Source organism: Chitinophaga rupis, from assembly GCF_900109685.1.
Classification (GTDB): Bacteria; Bacteroidota; Bacteroidia; order Chitinophagales; family Chitinophagaceae; genus Chitinophaga; species Chitinophaga rupis.
Map to the genome: position 1 here is coordinate 342045 of NZ_FOBB01000002.1, position 24030 is coordinate 366074.

12 protein-coding genes are annotated in these 24030 nt (G+C 47.3%); 5 read left to right on the forward strand and 7 right to left on the reverse strand.

Annotated elements, in window-relative coordinates; translation table 11 throughout:
* Positions 1–669: 669 nt before the first annotated feature.
* The 7 genes from BMZ54_RS08665 to BMZ54_RS08695 form a co-directional block, all read right to left on the reverse strand.
* Entirely contained in the window at positions 670–2106 is a 1437-nt protein-coding gene (locus tag BMZ54_RS08665) for a TolC family protein (protein ID WP_089909265.1), read from the reverse strand.
* Positions 2103–5225: an efflux RND transporter permease subunit gene (locus BMZ54_RS08670; RefSeq protein WP_089909268.1), complete on the reverse strand. Its 3123-nt coding sequence runs from the start codon at positions 5223–5225 to the stop codon at positions 2103–2105. The genes BMZ54_RS08665 and BMZ54_RS08670 overlap by 4 nt, the downstream gene beginning before the upstream one ends.
* A 20-nt stretch (positions 5226–5245) precedes the next feature.
* The gene (locus BMZ54_RS08675) at positions 5246–6361 is read right to left on the reverse strand and encodes an efflux RND transporter periplasmic adaptor subunit (RefSeq protein WP_089909270.1); all 1116 of its coding nucleotides are present in this window, start codon (positions 6359–6361) and stop codon (positions 5246–5248) included.
* Between the two features lie 142 nt (positions 6362–6503).
* Positions 6504–6899, reverse strand: coding sequence for a hypothetical protein (locus BMZ54_RS08680; RefSeq protein ID WP_089909273.1), 396 nt, complete (start codon positions 6897–6899; stop codon positions 6504–6506).
* A 225-nt stretch (positions 6900–7124) separates the two neighbouring features.
* Positions 7125–8060, reverse strand: a complete 936-nt coding sequence (locus tag BMZ54_RS08685) for a transglutaminase family protein (protein WP_089909276.1) — start codon at positions 8058–8060, stop codon at positions 7125–7127.
* 18 nt (positions 8061–8078) lie between these two features.
* On the reverse strand, positions 8079–9020 hold the full coding sequence (locus BMZ54_RS08690) for an alpha-E domain-containing protein (protein WP_089909280.1): 942 nt from the start codon (positions 9018–9020) through the stop codon (positions 8079–8081).
* A 163-nt stretch (positions 9021–9183) separates the two neighbouring features.
* The gene (locus BMZ54_RS08695; protein ID WP_089909283.1) at positions 9184–10629 is read right to left on the reverse strand and encodes a circularly permuted type 2 ATP-grasp protein; all 1446 of its coding nucleotides are present in this window, start codon (positions 10627–10629) and stop codon (positions 9184–9186) included.
* A gap of 533 nt (positions 10630–11162) precedes the next feature.
* Between BMZ54_RS08695 and BMZ54_RS08700 the strand changes: the two genes are divergently transcribed.
* The 5 genes from BMZ54_RS08700 to BMZ54_RS33140 form a co-directional block, all read left to right on the forward strand.
* Positions 11163–14342 (forward strand): SusC/RagA family TonB-linked outer membrane protein, encoded by a 3180-nt coding sequence (locus tag BMZ54_RS08700; RefSeq protein ID WP_089909285.1) that lies wholly within the window; start codon positions 11163–11165, stop codon positions 14340–14342.
* A gap of 19 nt (positions 14343–14361) precedes the next feature.
* Entirely contained in the window at positions 14362–15882 is a 1521-nt protein-coding gene (locus tag BMZ54_RS08705; protein ID WP_143080943.1) for a RagB/SusD family nutrient uptake outer membrane protein, read from the forward strand.
* 31 nt (positions 15883–15913) lie between these two features.
* Positions 15914–16600: a hypothetical protein gene (locus tag BMZ54_RS08710; protein WP_089909291.1), complete on the forward strand. Its 687-nt coding sequence runs from the start codon at positions 15914–15916 to the stop codon at positions 16598–16600.
* 18 nt (positions 16601–16618) lie between these two features.
* A complete protein-coding gene (locus BMZ54_RS08715; protein WP_089909294.1) occupies positions 16619–17599 on the forward strand; it encodes a DUF5007 domain-containing protein in 981 nt (326 codons plus the stop codon).
* A 795-nt stretch (positions 17600–18394) separates the two neighbouring features.
* A partial coding sequence (locus BMZ54_RS33140; RefSeq protein ID WP_202909186.1) for a tandem-95 repeat protein occupies positions 18395–24030 on the forward strand: 5636 nt, incomplete at its 3' end.

Here is a 24030-nt window from a genome sequence, read left to right on the forward strand (position 1 = left end):
TTTCAATAAAGGCAAAAAAGGTTTTTCAATCTTCTCAAGGGAGTAAAGATTAAAATAGGGCCGTATTTAAAAGATATAGTCCACTGGTTCTAAAATCCAATCTGTTATTTCACACTTCACATGTTATTTCACATGCGTATTATCGCTGACATGCATTCTCATTTAAATGGTACTTCAATTGCATGATCAGTCGAAAGGTGATGCTAAAACAATCATGGTTTTTATTTCATCATGAGCAAGGTGGTAAAATGTAAGGTTCATAGGTGTGTATTTTGAGTAATTCTTACATGAATTTACAAAAAAAGCAAACGGTGATCCGGTGGTAACATGTTTTTAACACGCGAATTTCATTTGTGGTAGGAATATGATTTTTTGTAATATCTGCCGAATGCCAGTAAAAAGGGGCATAGTGAATGTTTATGAAGCGGGTTTATTTGTTATTGACTTTTTTGAGGGGGATATAAGATGAAACATTGCATGAAGAAATCTCCCGGGGTTACCCTGTATCTTAACGCAAACAATTTGTACAGATACATGTATTACTTAAATTAATAAGTATCAAAAAAAGCAGCAGGGAATAAAGTATTGTACAGTAGATGGTTTGATGTATAGAAACTGTACAATTGACAATTATTCCTGCTGCTTTGTTAATGATTCATTGTTAAGTAGTTACTGCCATCCGCCGCCTAAGGTCTGGTATAATTGTACAGTACCGGCCATCATATCACGGCGGGCATGAATGAGCGCCAGCTCTGCTTCCAGCACACTTTTTTGCGCGGTAATGATCTCTAAATAAGAAGCATAACCACTTAAGAACAGGTCATTTGCGGTGGATACTGCACTTTGCAGCACACTTACTTCCTTTTCACGTAAGGCGTAGATGTGTTGCTGGTTGTGCACATTACCCAATGCAACCGACACTTCCTGGTAAGCCTGCAGGATCTTTTGCTGGTAATGATAATAAGATATTTTGCTGTCGGATTCATTTATGCGGTACTGCGCCTGTAATTGTTTTTGATTGAACAGTGGCGCAGTAATACCGCCTAATACGCCATAGGCAAAGGATGCAGGCTCCAGCAGCAACCCGGCTTTAAAAGCATTAAAACCTCCGTATGGCGTAATATTCAAAGAAGGTAAAAATGCTTTGCGGGCGGCCTGCACATCTGCTTTAGATGCAGCCAGCTCCAGCTCCGCCTGTTTAATATCCGGGCGGTTGGCAAGCAGCTTCGCCGGCAGGCCGGGCTTCCAGGGCGCTGACAGCGTATCTATTGCTAATGCTTTGCTACGCGGCAACGGCTGCGGATAACGGCCTAATAAAAAATTTAGTTGACTTTCTATCACCAGCTGGCGCTGGCGGGTGATATGTTCCAGGCTGCGGGTGTCCAGCAGCTGCGCTTCAAACTGCTGTACGGCCAGTAAAGTAGCCCGGCCGGCAGCTTGCTGGATCTGCACGGTGGCTAATGCGGTTTCCTGTAACGCAATGTTCTTTTTGATAATTGCCAGCTCATTATCCAAAGCTATCAGTGTATAATAATGCGCGGCTACTTCTGATACCAATAAGGTAGTTACCAGGCGGCGGCCCTGCGCACTGGCCAGGTAACGCGCCAGGGCGGCCCGTTTGCGCGCTTTTATCTTACCCCAGAGATCCACTTCCCAGCTGCTGCGCAGGCCCAGGAAAAAATCCGGAGTAGGATCCGGAATGCGCTGATCCTTACTAATGTTAGTAGACAAATTTGTATCAAAATTACCTACTCCATTCAGGGTATACTTACCGTATTTATCAATACCGGCAGTGGCAGACAGGTTTACATTAGGCAGCCATGCATACCGGGCAGCCAGTAAAACCGCTTCGGAAATCTTCATTTCTTCCCGGCTGCTTTGTAAGGCATAATTATATTGTAAGGCCGTATCTATTAATGCGCGCAAAGGTGCATCTTCAAAGAACTGCTGCCAGGGCAGCTGGCCTATACCGGCAGTGTCGGTGCTGTTAACAGCAAAGGTATCCGGCATGGGTTTGTTATCTGGCAGCACCAGTGGTTTGGGCAGGCGGCAGCCGAAAGCGAGTAAGAAAATGCTGAATGCTATTATTTTAATAAAATCCATCATGATGTTGCTTTTAAACGTTTGCGGGATAAGCTGGCGAACAATACATACAAACCCGGTATTACCAGCACCCCGAACAAAGTACCTATTAACATACCACCTGCTGCTGCCGTACCAATGGAACGGTTACCCATAGCGCCCGCGCCAGCCGCCACACACAGGGGTATTAAGCCTGCAATGAATGCAAAGGAGGTCATAAGGATAGGACGCAGGCGGGATACCGCACCTTCCTTTGCGGCTTCCAATGGCGAGAGCCCCTGCTTATTACGCAGAATGGCAAACTCCACGATCAGGATGGCGTTCTTACCTAGCAAGCCAATGAGCATCACCAATGCTACCTGCGCATAAATGTTATTTTCCAGCCCGAATAACTTCAGCGATAAGAAAGCGCCGAAAATGCCAGCGGGTAAGGAGAGGATCACCGGCAAGGGTAACAGGAAGCTTTCATATTGCGCGGCCAGCAGCAGGTACACGAACACCAGGCATATCATAAAAATATAAATGGCCTGGTTGCCGGAAAGGATCTGCTCGCGTGTCATGCCGCTCCATTCATAGCTATACCCGCGCGGCAGCTGTGCAGCGGTTTCCCGGATGGCTTTAATAGCATCGCCGCTGCTGTAGCCGGGCGCCGCGTCTCCATTGATCATGGCTGCGGTGTACATGTTATAACGGGTAAGCTGCTCCGGCCCATACACCCGTTCCAAACGAATGAAGTTGGAGAAGGGCACCATTTCGCCTTTATCATTTTTCACATACAGGTGCAGCACATCTTCCGGTTTGGCGCGGTACTGTGGCGATGCCTGTACCATTACCTTATACATTTGGCCAAAGCGTATGAAGTTAGACGCGTAGTAGCTGCCCAGCAATGTTTGCAGCGTGTTCATGGCAGTTTCAATACTCACACTCTTTTGCGCGGCACGTTCCTGGTTCACATGGATCATGTATTGCGGAAAGCTGGGATCAAAGCTGGTGAAGGCAGCGCCTATTTCCGGCCGCTTTTTCAATGCGGCTATAAAATTATTGGTAGCATCCGCTGTTTGCTGCAGATTGCCACTGCCGGTTTTATCCAGCACCCGTAGCTCAAAGCCACTGGCATTTCCAAAGCCGGGTACTGTGGGCGGCGGAAAAAATTCAATGTTGGCGTCCCTGATATGGCTGGTCCTTTTTTCCAGCTCCGCAATCAGATCTGTTACGGAAGCTGTACGGTCTTCCCAGGGTTTCAGGTTGATCATGCCCATGCCGTAAGATGCGCCGGCAACATCATTCACCAGGCTAAAGCCAGCCAGTGTGGATGCGGATTCTACGGCATCTATATTCCGCGCAACCTGGTACACCTGTTCCAGCACCTGCTCTGTACGTTCTACAGTGGCGCCGGGCGGGGTGGTTACATTTACGTAGATCATGCCCTGGTCTTCCGAAGGAATAAACCCGGATGGCAATATAGCGCTGGCGCCCCAGGTAGCCAGGAAGAACAGTATCAGCAATCCAACGGTAATAAACCGCCGGCCTGCTATGCGGCCTATGAATTGCCGGTAGCGGTTGGCCGTAGCATCATAGCCTTTGTTAAAGCCGCCAAAAAAACGCTGTAATAAATTCTTCTTTGCCGGCTGGCCATGTGTATTTTTTAACATGATAGCACAGAGTGCAGGCGTAAGCGTTACTGCATTAATGCCGGATATAACAATGGAGAACGCCAGCGTTAGCGAGAACTGCCGGTAAAACACGCCTACCGGCCCGGAGAGGAAGGCTACGGGTATAAATACAGCCGACATTACCAGCGTAATGGCTACAATGGCCCCGCTGATCTCTTTCATAGCAGCTATGGTGGCTTCCAATGGCGGCAGGTGCTCTTCACTCATCTTTACGTGCACGGCCTCCACTACCACAATAGCATTATCCACTACAATACCTATGGCCAGCACTAAGGCAAACAGGGTAAGCAGGTTAATGGAAAAACCTAACATCTGCATAAAGCTTAAAGTGCCTATCAAGGCTACCGGCACTGCCAGCGCGGGTATCAGGGTGGAGCGGAAATCCTGCAGGAACAGGAACACTACCAGGAATACCAGCAGGAAGGCTTCAAACAGCGTACGCACTACTTCATGAATGGAGGCATCCAGGAAGCGGGATACGTCGTAGTTAAAATTGTACGTCATGCCCGGTGGAAAGGAAGTGGCTTTCAGCTCTGCCATGCGGTCCTTTACATTTTGTATCACCTCCCGCGCATTGGAGCCGGGGCGCTGCTTCAGCATGATGGATGCGGAGGGCTTGCCATCTGTTTTGGATACCATGCCGTAGCTTAATGCCCCGAACTCCAGCTCTGCTACGTCTTTCAGGCGAAGCATAGCGCCATCTGCCTCTGTGCGCAGGATGATGCCGGCGTACTGGGAAGGTTCGAAGAACTTGCCCGTGTAGCGTAATACATATTGTAACAGTTGTGGGTTTTTGTCGGAGCTTTCACCGGTTTTTCCGGGTGCTGCTTCAATATTCTGGCGGCGGATAGCGGCAATAATTTCTTCTGCTGAAATGTTGTAGGCCAGCATACGGTCGGGCTTTAACCATACGCGCATGGCGTATTCCTTGGCGCCCATGATCTCTGCAAAGCCAACACCATCAATCCTTTTCAGCTCCTGCAGCACATTAATGTCGGCAAAATTGTAAATGAACTGTTCATCCAGGTCAGCGTCTTCACTCATTACATTGAGGTACAGCAGCATACTGTTCACCTCTTTTTCTGTGGTTACGCCGGCTTTAATTACTTCTTCGGGTAATTCATCTATAATGGTTGCTACGCGGTTCTGTACGTTCACTGCTGCCTGGTCGGGATCTGTGCCTACCTTAAAAAAGATCTGTATAAGCGTAATGCCGTTGTTACTGGATACGGACGACATATACGTCATGCCGGGCACGCCGTTAATGGCGCGTTCCAGCGGGGTGGATACGGCTTTAGCGCACACTTCTGCATTGGCCCCGGTATATTTAGCCGTTACCGTTACAGAGGGTGGCACAATATCCGGGAATTGGGTTACCGGCAGCGTAAACAGCGCCAGCAGCCCCAGTAGCAGTATGATCAAAGAGATAACGAGCGACAGTACCGGCCGCTTTATAAAAGTGTCAAACATGTGTTATTGTTTTTGTATCCCTACATTTTCATCTTCAGCAAACTGTCGAGAGGAATGGTAACCGGATGAATGTGCATGCCCTCGCGGATGGTTTGTGTGCCTTCGCACACAATGCGCTCACCGGCTGCGAGCCCGTTCTTCACAATGTAGCAATGTGATAAGCGGGAGCCGGGCATAAAGCTGCGCATGCTTACCCGGTTGGCGGTATCTACTACAAAAACGTAGTTCTTATCCTGCATTTCAAATACGGCTTTCTGGGGAATGATCAAAGCATCCTCCAGGATATTCTCCAGCTGAATGCTGCCGCTGGCGCCGTGTTTCAGCAGCTTTTGCGGATTGGGAAAGCGGGCGCGGAAGGCAATGGCGCCTGTGGAGGATTCAAATTCCCCTTCTATGGTCTCTACCTTACCGGGATAGCTATAGCTGGTACCGTCGGCCAGGATCAGGCTTACCGCTTTATTGCTGGGCCCTTTTTTGGATTTGCGGTATTCCAGGTATTCTGTTTCCGATACATTGAAGTAGGCATACATTTCATGTGTGTCTGATACGGTGGTGAGCAGCGTACCATCAGTTACCAGGCTGCCTGTTTTCAGCGGAATGCGGTCAATGGTGCCATCAAAGGGCGCATGAATGTTGGTGTAGTTCAGGTGCATGGCAGCGGTGGCAGCGGCAGACCGCGCCTGGTCTATTTTTGCCTGTGCCGCGTTAAGCTTGGCAGTGGCTACTTCCAGCTCTGTAGGTGCGATCACTTTTTTATCAACCAGCATTTTTACGCGGCGGGTATCTACCTCCGCAGCTTTTGCTTCTGCAATGGCGCTGCTTAAGCTGGCATTGGCTTCTGCCAGCCGTGCCTTGTATTCCTCGTTATTTATGGAGAAGAGTAATTGTCCTTTTTGTACTTCCTGGCCTTCATCCACATAGATCTTTTCCAGAAAACCATTTACACGGGCCCGGATCTCTACATTACGCACAGCCTGTAAACCGGCTACATAATTATGTTTCAACAAAGTGTCTTTCATCACCAGCTTTGTAACCGGGAAGGGCTGCGCCTTTTCCTTTTTGTTATTGGTGTTGCCATTGGTGGTGCATCCCCACAGGATGATCACCAGCATGGCGTATATATAACGCTGCTGCATTAATTGTAATTAATAATGAAGAATGAATGATTAATAATGCCTGCATTCTGTTAATGCCTGCATGAGCATAGCATTGCCGGGCTCCCTAACGGGAACGGATACCTGCACTATCATCAGATTAAATAAGAAGGGGAGAAGGGGCTTAGAAAAGGGCTAAGCGGAACAGGAAGTTATAATAGGCGGGCCGAAAGGAGTCCTGCCATTGATATACGCCGCTTTTATTTTCTTTTTCGAGAATGTAATTGTACTGCCGTTCATCCAGGTACAGGATGCGCGGGCTGCAGCTGAACTGCTGCGTAGTGGCATTCAGGTAATAGCGCTGTTTGCGGCCTTTAGGGGCCGTGGTGCGTAAGATCTCATTGTTATCGTCCGCTGCTTCATCTGCCAGCAGCTCTGCTGCCAGGCGGGTAAAAGCGGTGTCGTCAAAAAGAGCAATCTTTGTTTGCTGAATGTGGTTTTCTGCGGCTGCAGCGGGCGTTTGCAGGGCATGCGCGTCGGGGAAAAAGCCTGCCAGCTGCCGTAAGCTGAAGAACAGCATACAGCAGAGCCATTTAACCGGTATGTGCATTTTTTTCACCACGCCTTAAGAGAAGGTAGTTTTAGTCCCTGCAATTGAGTGGCACAAAGGTATATTTTACGGCGCAGCGATCAAAGCAGAATTGTATGAGCGGATAATAATTAACAATTAATAATGAATTACAGCGCAGTACTTCAGTGTGCAGTACGCATTCATTATTAATTATCCATTCTTAATTATTAATTGTTACTGCTGCTGCCCCGCTACACTTCCATCCGCCTCTATGGGGGCTTGCTGGCTGCCGGCGGTATCTACATTATTCATTTCTTCAAAGAATTGACCATCTTCATAACCAACGGAAACAAATACCGTTAGCTTTTGGCGGGCAGGGCCTTTAAAGGTGCCGCGTACAGGACTGCAATCCCGGAAATTGCGGCCTACGGATAATTTTACGTGTTTATTGGTTACCCATACATTATTAGTAGGGTCTATGCCGGCCCAGCCGTAACCGGGGATCAGGGCTTCTACCCAGGCATGCGTAGCGCCTTCGCCGCGCATCCCGTTCTTATTCGGGCAAATATACCCGCTCACATAACGGGCGGGGATCTGGCAGGTGCGCAATATCTGCAGCATCAGGTGGGCAAAGTCCTGGCATACACCGGCGCCGTGCTCCAGTATTTCGTCCACGGTGGTTTCTACATTGGTAATGCCCTTAATGTATTTGAAATATTTAAAAATGTATTCGCTGCAGGTTTCTACTACGGCAGCCACGCTTTCGCCGCGGCGCACCGCAATAGCAATGGCGTCTATGGCGGCCTGCGATCTTATGGTATCGCGGTTGCCCAGCTCCAGCAATTGCAGTTGCCCATCCATTTCCTGTTGCAGCTGCTTAAAATTGGAATGAAAATTTATTCCCAGCTGGGACGATGCCGTGGTACGCACCAGCAGCTTGCTTTCTATGGTCAGTACGTTATGGGAAGGCAGAATGTTGAACAAACCGGTTTTATTGCCCCAGTAGTCAGAGAACGTTTGTACGTTCGGGTGATCTGTGATGAACAGGTCGTGTTGTAACACTTCCTGATCGGCACACTGGTAGGGAAAGATCTTTATTTCGTTGGCGCTTTCCTTTACCGGCCGGTCGTACTCGTAACGGGTAATATGATGTATCTTGAAAATAGACATAATCCTATCTGATAAAGCTTAAACGTAAGAAAAGAATTGACGGCTCAGGTGCATGGTAAAATCCAGCAGGTCCCGCTTTACTTCTTCCAGGAACTGTTGTAAAGATGCATTATTTAATGTGTCCAGGTCCGTGTAACGCACTTTGCTGAACAGGCGGCCAAAACAGCGGGTGAGCGCATCGTTCTCCGCCATGGGATTACCCCTTATTACTTCCTGCAAGCGGCGTTCCGCCCTGCCCAGGGTATGCGCTACGGAATGCGGAAAATTATCATTAAACAGCACCTGGTGCAATACATTTGAATTGTAATTGGCGGTGCGGTATGTTTTTAAATGCAGCTCATAACCGGAGAGCGACATAAGCAGGTAACGCCATTGCATAATGTCCTGCATTGTATCCAGGTCATAATTTATACGCTGGTACTCCTTATTGGTAAGCACAATGGTTTCCAGGCAGCGCTCCACATATTTTCCCAGGTTCATAAAGTTCCAGCCCAGCCCGCGCGACATGGTAATGTCCGTAACGCCGTTGTACAAAACAGTATGCCTGGTAATAGCGTCCAGCACTTCCAGGGCTTCATAGCTCATCAGGCGCTGATCTACCGAAGGCTGGTTCATGAGATGGTAAATGGCATTTACCTCCTCCCATACTTCTTTGGTAATGTGGTCCTGTACGCCGCGGGCATTTTCGCGGGCGCGTGCCACGATCATCTTCAGCGAATTATTATTGTTGGTATCTGTGATCAGCTTCCGTAAAGAAGCGCCGGTGTTGTGCTCCAGTGTCATGATCTCATCTGCGCTGCAGGTGGTGAAAGTTTCCAGCACCGGTTTCCAGGTCAGGGATCCATTCACATCCTTGTCCAGGGCCTGTACATAATGCGTAGCAGCCACCCTGCAAAGCCCACCGGCCCTTTCCATGTAACGGTTCATCCAATATAATGCGTCAGCTATCCGGCTCAGCATAAGAAATTACGAATTGTTTAATTACGAATTACGAATTGGTTACAACGTGCAGCATATTGTTCTATTAATTACAAATTTTATCCTTTACAAATAACGAATAAACCAAACAAAACCCCTTCAACCGCTCCGGTCCATTCGTAATTCGTAATTAAATAATTCGTAATTAATCAATCACCCACGTATCCTTACTGCCGCCGCCCTGTGAAGAGTTCACCACCAGGGAGCCGGCGCGTAATGCTACACGGGTAAGGCCCCCGGGCACGATCTTAACACCCTGCGGCCCGCATAATGCATAAGGCCGAAGATCCACATGCCGCGGCTGAAAGGTGCCATCAATAAAACAAGGTACGGTAGATAATTTAATGATCGGCTGTGCAATATAATTACGGGCATCGGCCTGAATTTCTACTTTTGCTTTGTTCCAATCCTCTTCCGATACTTTATTGCCCATGATCATGCCATATCCGCCCGATTGATTGGTACGTTTGATAACCATGTTCTGGATATTCTCAAAAACATGATTCCGCATATCAGGATCGCTTAGCTCATAGGTAGGCACGTTGGCCAGGATGGGCTCTTCATTCAGGTAGTAGCGGATCATGGCCGGTACATAGGCATACACGGCTTTATCATCTGCCACGCCATTGCCTACTGCATTTACAATAGCCACGCTACCCCTGCGGTAAGCGCCCAGCAGGCCGGGTACGCCCAGCACACTGTCCGGTTTAAAGATCAGCGGGTCCAGGTATTCATCATCTATACGGCGGTATATTACGTGCACCTGCTCCAGGCCATTGGTGGTTTTCATATATACCTTATGGTTATCCACCACCAGGTCCCGCGCTTCTACCAGTGAAATACCCATCTGGCGGGCCAGGAAGGTATGTTCATAATAAGCAGAGTTATATACGCCGGGCGTTAACAGCGCTACCGTAGGATTGGCGATCTGCCCCGGGGCCAGCTGCAGCAGTATTTCGTGCAGCAGTATGGGGTAGTTGCTTACCCGCCTCACATGGTTGGCGGCCAGCAGGTCCGGGAAAATGCGTTTGGTCACTTCCCGGTTTTCCAGCATATAGCTTACGCCGGAGGGGGTGCGCAGGTTATCTTCCAGGATGTAGAATTTACCATCATCCCCGCGGATCAGGTCAATGCCGGAGATGTGCACATAAATATCATACGGTACTTTTATCCCGAATACCTCGCGCGTATAATGTGGGCAGGAGGCAATGAGCCCTGCGGGCACAATTTTATCCTTTATGATCTGCTGATCACTATAGATATCTTTTAAGAACAGGTTCAGGGCCTGCAAACGCTGTTTAATGCCGCGTTCTACAATATCCCACTCCTGGCCGGTGATAATACGGGGAATAATGTCAAAGGGAAAAATGCGTTCAATACCTTCATTGTCGCTGTATACCGTAAAGGTAATGCCCTGGTTCATAAACAGCTCGCCTGCCAGGCGGTCCTTTTGCAGCAGGGCCGTTACATCCAGGCCCTGTAAGGTGGCAAAAACCTTGTTGTAGTGTTCACGTATCTGCCCGGAATCGTGCATCTCATCCCAAATACCGGGGGCAATGCTGTATTCATGCAGTAAATGGTCCAGGCTCATATCTTTTCACTAATTTGGTTGATGATTGATTTTAACCAACGGGTTGCTATTGTTCAACTTGTAGGGCAATATAATATTAAAAAAACGCAAATAGAAGGCATTTTTGATCACATCGGGTAATATTTGTCAAAATATAGCTAATTCTAGTAATTATAAATTTATTTTATTCTAGTATTTTAACCGGCATCAACCAAATCGCTAAAGCACCCAATAACCTGCTAAAGCATCAATTTAAAATCTGGCACTATGTTGAGGATCTACAGCGCATTATTATGCCTGCCCGTACCATTACACAATGTTTAAACCGTCGAAAGAACCGTAATCTGAAAAAAAATTATTATTAACGGCATCAATCCAAGATCTATGCAAATGACGAGCATTACCTGACATTATTATGTCTGATTGTACTATTGTACAATGTTTACACTACCTGAACCGTAATCTAATCGACCAATTAGTTTAACAAGTATCAACCAAATTTTGCTGAAGCATGAACTAAACCGCTAAAGCACCCACCCAAAATCTGCACAACAATGAGAACAATCTACCTGGCATTGCTATGCCTGATCGTACCGCTATTGCCGGTACTTGCCCAAACCGTTAAGGTTGAAGGCACTGTTACCGACAATGCAAAGGAACCCCTGCCCGGCGTTTCTGTACGTGTAAAATCAACCAACACCGGCGTTACCACGGACGCCAAGGGACATTTCAGCCTTTCCGCTACTCCCGGCGCTACGCTGGAGATCACCTACGTAGGATTTACCAAACAGGAGGTCAAGGTTACCGGCCAGCAAAACCTGCGTGTAGTAATGGCTGCTACTGCAAGCGCATTGCAGGAAACGGTGATCATCGGTTACCAGCAAGTGACCCGCAAAAAGGCCACCGCTGCCATTTCCAGCCTGTCGGGCCGGGAAATACAGAACCTGCCGGCTGCCAGTTTTGATCAGTTAATGCAGGGCCGCCTTTCCGGGGTGAATGTGCAGAACTTTACCGGCGAGCCCGGCGCACGTACTACCGTTTCCGTTAGGGGTAATTCTGCAGTAAGCCGCGATTATAATGAGTTTAAAGTAGTGAACTCACCTTTGTACGTGGTAGATGGTATTCCACAGCCATCAGAGGAATACGTTACCTCCGATGTGGGCACCGGCACCAACTTCCTGGCCGGTATTAATCCCATGGATATTGCTACCATTGACGTATTGAAAGACGCCTCTGCCGCCGCCATTTACGGATCGCGTGCAGCCAATGGCGTTATACTTATCACCACCAAAAAAGGAAAGTCCGGTACCCCCAGGGTGAGCCTTTCCAGCTACTTTGGTATTACCGAAAGGCCGGAGCTGCGGGATGTGGTCTTAGGCACTGAAGAACGGCGGCAAAAAATGGCGCTGTTGCAGCAAAGCCTTACCCACGCGCAACAACAACAGCTGCCTTTTTTAATGACAGACAGCCTGAACCCGGCGTACAATGCCAATACCGACTGGCAGGATATTTTTTACCGCACCGGGCTTATTAAAAATGCTGACCTGAGCGTGAGCGGCGGCAGTGAAAACTCTTACTACCGTTTCAGCGCCGGTTATTATGATGAGCAGGGCGTGGTGATAGGTACTGATTTCAAAAGGTACTCCACGCGTTTAAACCTGATGACGCGTGCCATGAATAATAAGCTGGAGATCAATCCCATTATTTCCTTTTCGCGTACTGACCGTCACCGGGGCAATGGCCGGCCGGGTAACTCCATAAACATTACCACCAATGGCGATCCCCGTGATCCCGTAACTGTAGGGGCAGGGCAGATGCCTTCTTCCCTGTTTGCGCTGGACCCGGACAAAAAAGCCGCCATGCTGGGTACCTATAAAGATGCGCTGGACAAGAACATGGAGAACCAGTTCACTATTAACCTGAACCTGGGACTGTTCATTACCCCGCACCTGAAGCTGAACTCCCAGAACTCTTATATTTATAAGACCAGCCGCCGGGATTATAACAAAACCAATGCGCTTACTTCCAACAACGGGAGCTTTTCTTTCTCTTTTGCGGATAATGGCGCCAACCTGCTGTCCTCTAACTATCTCAGCTATACGAATAGTTTCAAAGACCATAACCTGAGCGTAATACTGGGTACAGATATGCAGTATGACCAGTACCAGAACACCCGGGCACTGGGCTATGGCGGCTCTTCAGACCAGATACAGGTGGTGCAGGGCTTCCGGCAAACGAATATTGAAGCATCCTCCGATTACCAGGCATATGGCTTGTTATCTTACTACTCCCGTATTGCGTATGACTTTAAGGAAAAATATCTACTGTCAGTAAGCGCCCGTACAGATGGCTCTTCCCGTTTTGGAGCAGATAGTAAATGGGGCTTTTTCCCCTCTGCATCTGCAGCATGGATCATATCTGACGAACCTTTTCTGCAGCACAGCCGCACTTTTAGTTTAGTGAAAATAAGAGGCAGCGTAGGTACCTCCGGCAGCTTACCGGAGCAGAACTATTTACAGTATAACCTGTACAAGGTGAATAACGGCGGCTTTGCAGGCAATAGCGGGGCTACCTCTTACAACGGGGTTACCGCCATTACGCCCAACTTTACGGATGGCGCAGCACAGAAGGGATTAAGCTGGGAACGCAGTGTGCAATGGAACCTAGGTACAGACCTGGAATTTGCCGACGGTAACTTTGCCGCCACAGTAGATGTGTATAACCGGCAAAATTCCCTGCAGCTGTTTAGTATCATCCTGCCTGTTACCTCCGGTTATGATAAGGCGCTTACCAATGCGCTGGGCGTACGTAATTCCGGTGTGGAGCTTACTGTTTCCGGTTACCCGTTCAAACGGCGCAACAGTGCCATTAAATGGTTCACCCGGCTGAATATTTCCTATAACAAGAACATGATCACCAGCCTGCCCAATGGGGGGCGTGATATTGTTTTCCAGAATGGCGACCGGTTTGATAAATCGCATATCCTTTCTGTAGGCAAACCATTGAACGCTTTTTATTTGTACCAGAACCTGGGCGTATTTGCCACAGATGATGATGTGCCGGGCAACAAATACACCGGCGAAAAATTCCGTAACGGCAATGGCACCTACCGCGGCGGCGACTTTCACCTGGCAGACCTGGATGGCGATAACTTCATTGATATTTTTAATGAAGGGATCAACCCGGACAAGATGCCCATTGGCGATCCGAATCCCAAGATAACCGGTGGTTTTAACAATGAAATTACCTGGAAGAATTTTATACTGAACATCTTTTGCACCTTCACTTTTGACCGTGATGTATTGAACCTTTATAGGGCCGACCAGTTCAGCAACTCAACGGATGGCGATGCCACCAACCGCTTTATACAATATGCCACTCCTGATTTCAGCAGGCTGGATATATGGCGCAATCCCGGTGACAAGGCTACTTACGCCAAGTATGACCTGGGTACTTACCGTTATTATTACACCTCTGCACAAACTTTCTTTTTAGAGAAAGGCGATTACCTGCGTATTAAAAGCATCAGCCTTACCTACAACCTGAACCCCGACCTGCTGAAACGGTGGGGCATGGACCGGTTCAGCATTTTTGGCGTACTGGATAATGTAGCCATGTTCCAGCGGTCCAAAAACCTGCCGGACGCAGAAGCCGTGAACCCATACGGGGAGTATAACGGTAACGGGTATCCCATTCCGAAAAAATATACCATGGGTCTGAGTGTTAATTTTTAAACCGGTAAAATCTGCTACTATGAAATTTAAACATATTATACTCCTTTGCACGTTCTTATTATCTGTTTCCTGTAAAAAGCTGCTGGAACAGGAGCCCAAGAACTCTACTTACCTTGAAAAGTACTGGAAAAGCACGCAGGACTGTGAAAGCGCCCTGGCGGGTAACTATGCGCTGTTAAGGAATGCGCTGGCATTTAAATACAGCTATTACATGTATGGGGATGCTGTTGCCAAGAATTACTTTGTAATTGATTATAACGGCGATGGGCTGGAAGGTATACAGAACGGGGATTACACCTTTACCTATAACGTAAAGGACCTGGGTAACTGGACGCGCTATTTTAAGGTGATCACCATGAGCAACACCATCCTGGCAAAGCTGCCTCAAGTGCCGGATGCCAGCCTGGAAAAAGATGTGCCTAATGCACAGCAATACAAGAACCGTGTGCTGGGGCAGGCCCTTTTTATACGTGCATTCACTTACTTTACTATGACCCGGATATGGGGTGATGTGCCTTTGGTAACGGAATTTTATGAAAATCCGCTGGAAGCGCCGGAGCTGCCCCGCAGCCCAAAAGCAGATGTAATGCAGCAAATAGAAAAAGACTGCCATGACGCCATCAGCCTGTTGAACTGGGGCTATGCTGATAATCCCAGCGGCGCAGCAGTTACTGCCAACAAAGGCTCTGTATACGCATTGCTGGCCCACCTGTACCTGTGGAGGGGCACGACGCTGAATGCAGCCAATGGCGGCGCCAATGATATGAAGGATATTAACAGCGCTGATACTACTATTAATACGCTGATCGCTAATGGCGGTTATGCGCTGACCGATACATCCAACTATTATAAGACCTTCATCGGCAAATCCACTGAAAGCATTTTTGAGCTGAACATGAGCGAAGATCAGCTGGAAGGTTCCGATGACGGTATTGGGATGCAGTTCCTGCGCGGTGACCAGTACATTAAATATTACGGGGATCATGCCCGCATGGCCGTGCGCCCGGAATACTTCAGCCGGCATTACCTGAAAGGGCAGGATGTGAATGATACGCTGGATGTGCGCTACCAGAAAGGATTTGATTACCGGGACGATAACCGCCCGCTATGCCGCAAGTACAGCAACGTTGTTTACCGCAACCCCGGCTTAAAGCTAAGCCCGTACATGAGCAATAACATGATCATTTTCCGTTTTGCGGATATAAAACTGCTGCAGGCAGAGATTGCTATTTACAAGCAAGACTATGGAAAGGCGCTGGATATCATCAATCTTTTCCGTACCCGTAATAACACGCAACCCTTAACCATGCCCGCACCGGATGTGCTGATGTATGATTACATCCTGGAAAGAGGCAAGGAAATGTACCTGGAAGGACACCTGTTCTTTGACCTGATACGTACCAAAACCTACACCTACATTGTGGATTGGCTTACAGAGCAGCGCTATGCGCAGGAAGGTTTTTACTGGCCGGTTGATCCCCGCCTGTTCAGGGGCAACAAGTTCCTTACGCAAACCCGTTTCTGGGTAGGCAAGATCTGATCCCTTTTTCTGACCATTTAATATTACGTATATGCAATACCGCTTAAAAAATACCTTCTTCATATTAGCCGCTGCTATTTTTCTTTTTTCCTGTAAAAAGAATGATTACAAGAACGATGGGGGCGTACATGACCCGCATGTGAACATGACCACTTACGATTACCTGAGATCGCAACGGGTATTTGATTCCCTGGTATACCTGATAGACCGTGCAGGCCTGAAGGATATGGTAAACAGCGATGTAACCTTTTTTGCTGTGACCAACTACGGGGTGGATGATTACCTGAAGATCCGCCAGCTGCGTGCTGCAGAGCAAACCGGCGATGAGAACATTCCTTTTAATATGGATAGCATTTCTGTAAAGGAGCTGCAGGATTCCCTAAAGCTGTACATGATAAAGGGCGCCATTAACCGGGATCAAATGAACCGGCAGGGGCAGCTGTATGATTGTATGCTGGGCGCTATTCCCAATACAAAATTCATGATCAGCTTACTGCGCACCTATCCCTACAATGATTATGTTTCCTATGTGGATATGGTGAACTATACAAAAGTGATCGGTTCCCGCGATGACCAGGTTTTAGACCCGTCCCAGATACCGCAAAGTGAAAAGGATAATGCTGCCGTTTGCCAAACCTCCGGGATTATTACCACCACGGGTATTGTGCATGTGCTGAACGGCTATCACCGGTTATTTTTTAATACTGAAGTTCACTAACCATTAAAGCAAATTAACATGCAAAAAATACTATTATTTATACTGTGTACGGCCTTTGTGATGGCTGCCTGTAAAAAAGTAGAGCCGGGTTTTTTAAGTGACCAGATGCGCTACAAGGATAACGTGATCTATTGCAAAAGGGGATTATCCCTGCAGCAATCGGACCGTATTAACACCGATGAATCTACGCCGCCGGTAACATTCAAATTGCTGAACCTGCGGGATAAGGCCACTGGTAAAGCGGCGCCCCAGTCTTTTTTTGACGATTATGAAGTGCTGGTTTTCAAAGACGGGGAATCTTTTAACGTGGAAACAGATACCAGCGTGGAGCAGCTCAATAAAAAGCGCGAGATCCAGAAGCTGAAGCCTATGTATTTTAATGAGAACAGCGGACAGTTTGTGTTTAACAAAGCATCCCTGAACCTGCCGCTGGGCGATTATCTTTTTGATATTGCCTCCCAGAACATACATGGCTCCCATACCTTTACCAGCTTTGGCCAGATCAGCGTTGTAGAGCCAACGCTGGATGATATTTTCACGATAGAAGATAATGTATCCAATGCGTTTAATGTGAACAGCGTGGCCACTCCCATGCGCAATCCTAAAATGACGCTCACCAAAGTGTCTGACGAAGGCGCCCGTGTGATCCTGAAGCTGGTGGATAAGAACGGCAGCCCGTTCAATCCAAAGGCCGGTGAGATCATTAAGCGTGGCGACAGGCCGGTGTTTGAGAACTATGCACGCTTTCATCCCATCATTACTACGGATACGGCCATGATCTGCGATTTTGAGCTGGCGCCGTTCCCGCTCACCCGGTATAATGATGGTGCTACGGATTGGAACCACCTGATGTATTACCGTATCCCATCACAATTTGTGAAGGTGGATAATATGGAGGCCAATGCATTTTCCGTGAATCCACGCTTTGCATTTGTAGTGAAACTGGAGGGAACGTATATCGTAGAGATCAAGTTCCTGGATGCTGTGAGGGTGCATTAGTTTGATAGTCTACAGTCTGCAGTTGGCAGTTGGCAGTCCGGGGATCATTGCTTTTTGCATATGCCCTGTAAACGATGGTATACTGCCAACTGCCAACTGCAGACTGTGGACTTTTTCTGTAGCCCTGGTTCCACATACTGCCGCACTTACATCGCCTGTCCTCCGCCAATCCCAGCCGCTAACCGTAGCGCCCCAACGAAGCTTCCACGGCTGAGCGCCTGTTTCCGTGATACTGGCGCAGTTTTTACGGGAATATATACAGGGGTGCGGGTTTAAAAAGCGTTTTTGATCTATCCTATAAATACAGTTGTTTGCCACGCCACCGGATCGTTCTCAGAACGTGAAGGTGGCGTTTGGTTTTTGAGTTTGTTAAGCTAATGTTATTCCGGCATCACACATAAATACCACAAATGACAATACCTGGAAATGATAGACATTAATGATCATATAGTTATAGGGTCCGCTACTGGTCTTATGATCCTCAATTAACCTTTTTTATAACACTAAAGTTTTTACATATTATCCAACAATAATCTTATTATTTAATTATATAAATTACATTTTATATATTTGCAGCGAAGAGATACAATTGTTTGTAAGGCTGACCGTTTGGACGTGCTATTCCCTTTAATATCAAGATCCTATAGCGAAAATAAGATCACAGCACTACAAGCATACATGTTTATTTGGGACAATCTTCACGTCAGATCCCCTCATTAATCAGTGAACAGCGGACAGATCCTCGCATTCATCCATCTGAAAAGCAGCCCGTTTTATAGCTATCCTATACTGTCTATGAAAAAAAATTTCATTAAAGGTCTGTTAAGCACCAGCTTAATCCTGTGTTCATTACTGACATTTGGCCAGCTGCCTTATAGTCCGTGTAGCCCCAGCGGTGGTAAAAGAGCCGATCTGTTAGGAGCAGAAACTAAATACAGAGCTCCGGGAGGCAGTGCACCTGTCTTTACCATTCCGGCAGGAACCAAGTCCATAGCGGTTTATACCTCATCCGAAACCGGTATACCTACTGGTAGCGATAATGCGCAGGGTGATGAAGATTTCATCACCATTAATGCCATTATCAATCTTGCAACCAATACTTCTTCCGGTTATGTGAACTATGCAAAGAATACAAACACAGATGGTTCCGGTACCAACGTATACGGATGGAAAGACGCTGCATTGGGTGCGCTGATCCCTGTTGCCAGCAAGATAGGGGATGCCTCGCCGGACCTGAACAACGTTAACTTTACGGTTTCCGGCAGCACATTAACCATCACTGAAACCGCTACCAGCATACATACTTCGTATTACGTTGAATATCTTTCACCTTATACAAACTCTTTAAATCCGTTAAGCCCACAGATCCGGGCATTATTGCATGGTACTGCCGCCACGAATACCGACCTGGTAATACCTATTCCCGCAGGCACTAACCTGATCAGCATTTCCGCAAAGGGTACCAACTCCAGCGCTACAGATCTGAATTCCGGCAGCGGTACAGAGGAAGGTTATTCCAACCTACGCTTTAATATTGACCTGGATGCCGGTTTAACAGACGGTTTCGTTACCTTATCAAATGGCGGCTCGGTGGATAGAAGATCCACTTATGTGATTAATGACATGAGCAGCACTTCCACCAGCAGCATGACCTCTTCCGGCGTTATAATCGGCGATTATTCAGCAAAGCTTACAACTGCAGGGGCAGTGGGCCTGTATAATCCACAGATCTATGTTTCCGGCGGTAATCTGGTTATAAAACGGGACGCCAATTATGCACGTGATTTTGATGACGCCTATGTAGTGGAGTTTTACCATCGTGTTGGTCAAGGCATGAGCGCGGATTTTATCAATACAGACATTATAGCCATTCCCAGTGGACTAAGCTCCACTTCAGGTGTTAGCAGGATATTTAAGATACCGCCGGGCACTAACTCCATCTATTTTAATGAAACCGGCAACGCAGTAAATACAGACCGGGAAAGTAATGAGAACTCCCTGGCAGCATATGCTTATATAGATCTGGCCACTGAAACCGCTACCGGTTATTTCTATCAGCAGGTAGGTTTATCCGGTGCAACCCGGCGCGATGATAACTATGCGTTTAAAGGCGTACCATTAACGAATGTTAGCACCAGTACCCATGCAAATACAGTAGGATTCACTATTCCGGGTGATAACTATGACCTTTTATTTTCTTTGTCGGCCGATAAAAGTGAGCTGACCATTACCAATAAAACCGGTTTGGCCAATCCTTTTTACCAGTTCCTGCTGTCAGCAGACTACTATGGTTCCAAACCGGATATTGCCTTTAGTGATGGCGCCGGTAATATAACTTTCACCAAAGGCGCTTCCTGTAATATAGTAAGAGCCAATATAAATATATGTAATCCCGGTTCCGGTAACAGTAACGGGGGAATGCCCATTTCATTTTACCAGGGCGATCCGACGGTAGATCCTGCCGCCAAACTGGTATATACCAGTACCTTCAACCAGGCCGTGGGTGTTGGACAATGTAAAGTGTTTGTTTTTGATATTGACATGACAGGTTACAGTAACCTGAATGTGCCTTTAACGCTGATCATCAACGACAATGGCAGCTTTGTACCCGGTGGCGTAGGTCATACGGTGGGCACGCCTTTTACGCTGTCATCCCTTGCTAACCAGAACACTACTTACAAAGAATGCTACTACGATAACAATAAGATCACCAAAACAGTAAATGTAAATAACTGTCCGCTCGTAAACCTGGACCCGGATAACAGCTCCGGCGCCACAGGTAATTATAATTACCTGAACTATTTTAACGCCGGCAGCGCTACCGGCTCAAAGATCGCAGACACCGATCTTAGTATTGTGGACCCGGATGCCGGTGATCTTTTCAGCGCTACTATAACTTTAACAAATGTGCTAAATGCCGGCAGCGAAAAGCTGAACCTGAACGGCGTACTGCCTGCCGGTATTACTATTTCGGGTAATGGTACCAGTACCATCACACTCTCCGGGCAGGCTACGCAGGCAAATTATATTGCGGCCATCAAAATGCTGGAGTATAAGAATACGGCCGGATCGCCTAATACTACTAACCGTATTATCACCGTGGCGGTAAATGATGGTGTGGAAACAGGCCCTGCTTCCACCACTACCATCGTTATCTTAACCACCCCGCGCATTAATGTAACCGGTAATGCCATTACCATAGCAGATGCCAGCACTACTGCCGATCTAACAGATGGTACTGATTTTGGTACTATTACACCCGGAGGCAGCGCGGTGAATCACACTTTTGCTATCCAGAATGTGGGCACCGGCGTTGTTACTTTAACCAGCGCACCAGCAGTAAGCAAAACAGGTGATGCGGGTTTTACCATCTTCACACAACCTGCTTCCAGCTCCATTTCAAGCGGCAGCAGCACGAACTTCGTGGTACGTTTCAACCCGGCTGCTCATGCCGTAGGCACTTATACCGCTACTATTACTATTAATAATAATGATCCGAATGCAGCCCGTTCCGTATACACTTTTGTAGTTGCTGCTACGGTAAATACGATACCGGCTATTACAGATTTTACTGTAAATGGCAGTGAGGATAATACACTGGCTTTTACTGCAGCCAACTTCAGCACGCATTATACGGACGGCGATGGAACGGCTTTAAATAAAATAATGATCACCAGCCTGCCGCTGAACGGCAGCTTCCAGCTTGGTGGGGTGAACATTACCATGGGGCAGGAGATCCCTGCCGCGCAACTGGGCAACATTACATTTGTACCTACCGCTAACTGGAATGGCACAACGGGATTTGACTGGAGCGCTTCCGATGGTACATCCTATACCAGCGGTACCGCGCATACCACTATTAATATTGCAGCAGTAAATGATGCGCCTATTATTTCATTACCTACCAGTATTGCCGTAACAGAAGATGTACCGGTTTCTATGGGCGGCGTATCATTTATAGATATTGATGCAGGCACCAGTCCTGTGACAGTTACCTTTAGTGTTCCCGATGGCACTTTCACTGCATTACCCGGTACCGGCATAACGATAGGCGGCACCCCAGGTGCGCTTACTTTAACCGGCAGTGTAGATGATATTAATGCGTACCTGGCGTCAGACAAGCTGACCTATAATACTTCACAGAATCCGCCGGCAACGCTGAACATTACTGTGAATATTAATGATAATGGCAATACCGGCAGTGGCGGCGCTATGCAGGATACCCAGATATTGACACTGGGCATTACTCCCGTTAGTGATATACCGGTGGTAACGGCTGTTCCGAAAACGGTAGCAGAAGATAATGTACTGGCCTTTACAGCAGTGGATTTCACCAGCAAATTTGCCGATCCGGATACTGATCCCTTAGTGAAGATCCAGATACTGACTCTGCCTACGCATGGGACCCTGAAACTGAGTGGTGTTAATATCACTGCAGGTCAGGAGATTGTTGCAGCTAATCTGGCTAATATCACCTACATACCAAATGCTGATTATAATGGTGCTGATAGCTTTAATTGGAATGGTTATGACGGTACGGCTTATGCAGCTGCTGTAGCGCCGGTTAATATTACCGTAACCCCGGTGAATGATGTGCCAGTGGTAGCTGCTGTACCGAAAACCGTGATAGAAGATAATGTGTTAACGTTTGCCAGTGCTGACTTTAGTGGTAAGTTTACGGATATTGATGGCGATGTGTTGACTAAAATTCAGGTTGTAACGCTGCCTGCACATGGTACGCTGAAGCTGAATGGCGTTGATATTACTGCTGGTCAGGAGATTGTTGCTGCTGATTTAGCGAACATCACTTATACTCCAAATGCTGATTATAATGGTGCTGATAGTTTTAACTGGAATGGTTATGATGGTACGGCTTATGCTGTTACTTCAGCCGCTGTAAATATTACGGTTACACCTGCAAATGATGCGCCAGTGGTAGCTGATGTTCCGAAGACGGTGGTAGAGGATAATGTGTTGACGTTTGCCAGTGCTGACTTTACCGGTAAGTTTACGGATACTGATGGTGATGTCTTGGGTAAGATTCAAGTAGTAACGCTGCCTACACATGGTACACTGAAGTTGAATGGTACTAACATTATCGCAGGTCAGGAGATTGTAGCGGCTGATTTAGCGAATATTACTTATACGCCAAATGTGGATTATAATGGTGCGGATAGCTTTAACTGGAATGGATTTGATGGTACTGCTTATGCTGCTGCTGTAGCACCGGTTAATATTACCGTTACGCCGGTTAATGATGCACCAGTGGTGGCTGATGTGCCGAAAACGGTAGTAGAAGATAATGTGTTGATGTTTGTTGGTACGGATTTTACCAGCAAGTTTACGGATACTGATAGTGATCCGTTAGTGAAAATTCAGGTGGTAACATTGCCTACGCATGGTACCTTAAAGCTGAATGGTACTAACATCATCGCTGGTCAGGAGATTGTTGCAGCAGACCTGGCGAATATTACTTATACACCAGATGCAGACTTCAATGGTGCTGATAACTTTAATTGGAATGGCCCTGATGGTACGGCCTATGCTGCTACGCCGGCTGCTGTAAATATTACGGTTACACCGGCGAATGATGTACCGGTGGTAGCTGATGTGCCAAAGACTGTGATAGAAGATAATGTGCTGGCGTTTACCGGTACAGACTTTATCAGCAAGTTTACGGATACCGATAGTGATCCGTTAGTGAAAATCCAGATTGTAACGCTGCCTACGCATGGCACGTTGAAGTTGAATGGTACTAATATTACTGCTGGACAGGAAATTTTAGCTTCCGATCTGGCTAATATCACCTACACTCCAGATGCAGACTTTAATGGTTCTGATAACTTTACCTGGAACGGTTCCGATGGTACGGCTTATGCCGCCACACCGGCTGCTGTGAACATTACCGTTACACCGGCCAATGATGCACCAGTGGTAGCCGACGTGCCGAAAACAGTGGTAGAAGATAATGTACTGGCCTTCACGGGTACTGACTTTACGAGCAAGTTCACAGATACTGATAGTGATCCATTAGTAAAAATACAGGTGGTAACCTTACCTACGCACGGTACTTTAAAACTAAATGGCACTAATATTACTGCTGGACAAGAAATCGTAGCCACTGATCTGGCTAACATCACCTACACGCCAGATGCAGACTTCAATGGTTCCGATAACTTTAATTGGAACGGTTCTGATGGTACAGTTTACGCTGCTACACCGGCCGCTGTAAATATCACCGTTACACCAGCCAATGATGCGCCGGTGGTAGCAGATGTTCCTAAGACAGTGGTAGAAGATAATGTATTGGCTTTTACCAGTACTGACTTTACAAGTAAGTTCACTGATACCGATAGCGATCCGTTAGTAAAAATCCAGATCGTAACACTGCCTACTCACGGCACTTTAAAACTGAATAGCACTAATATTAC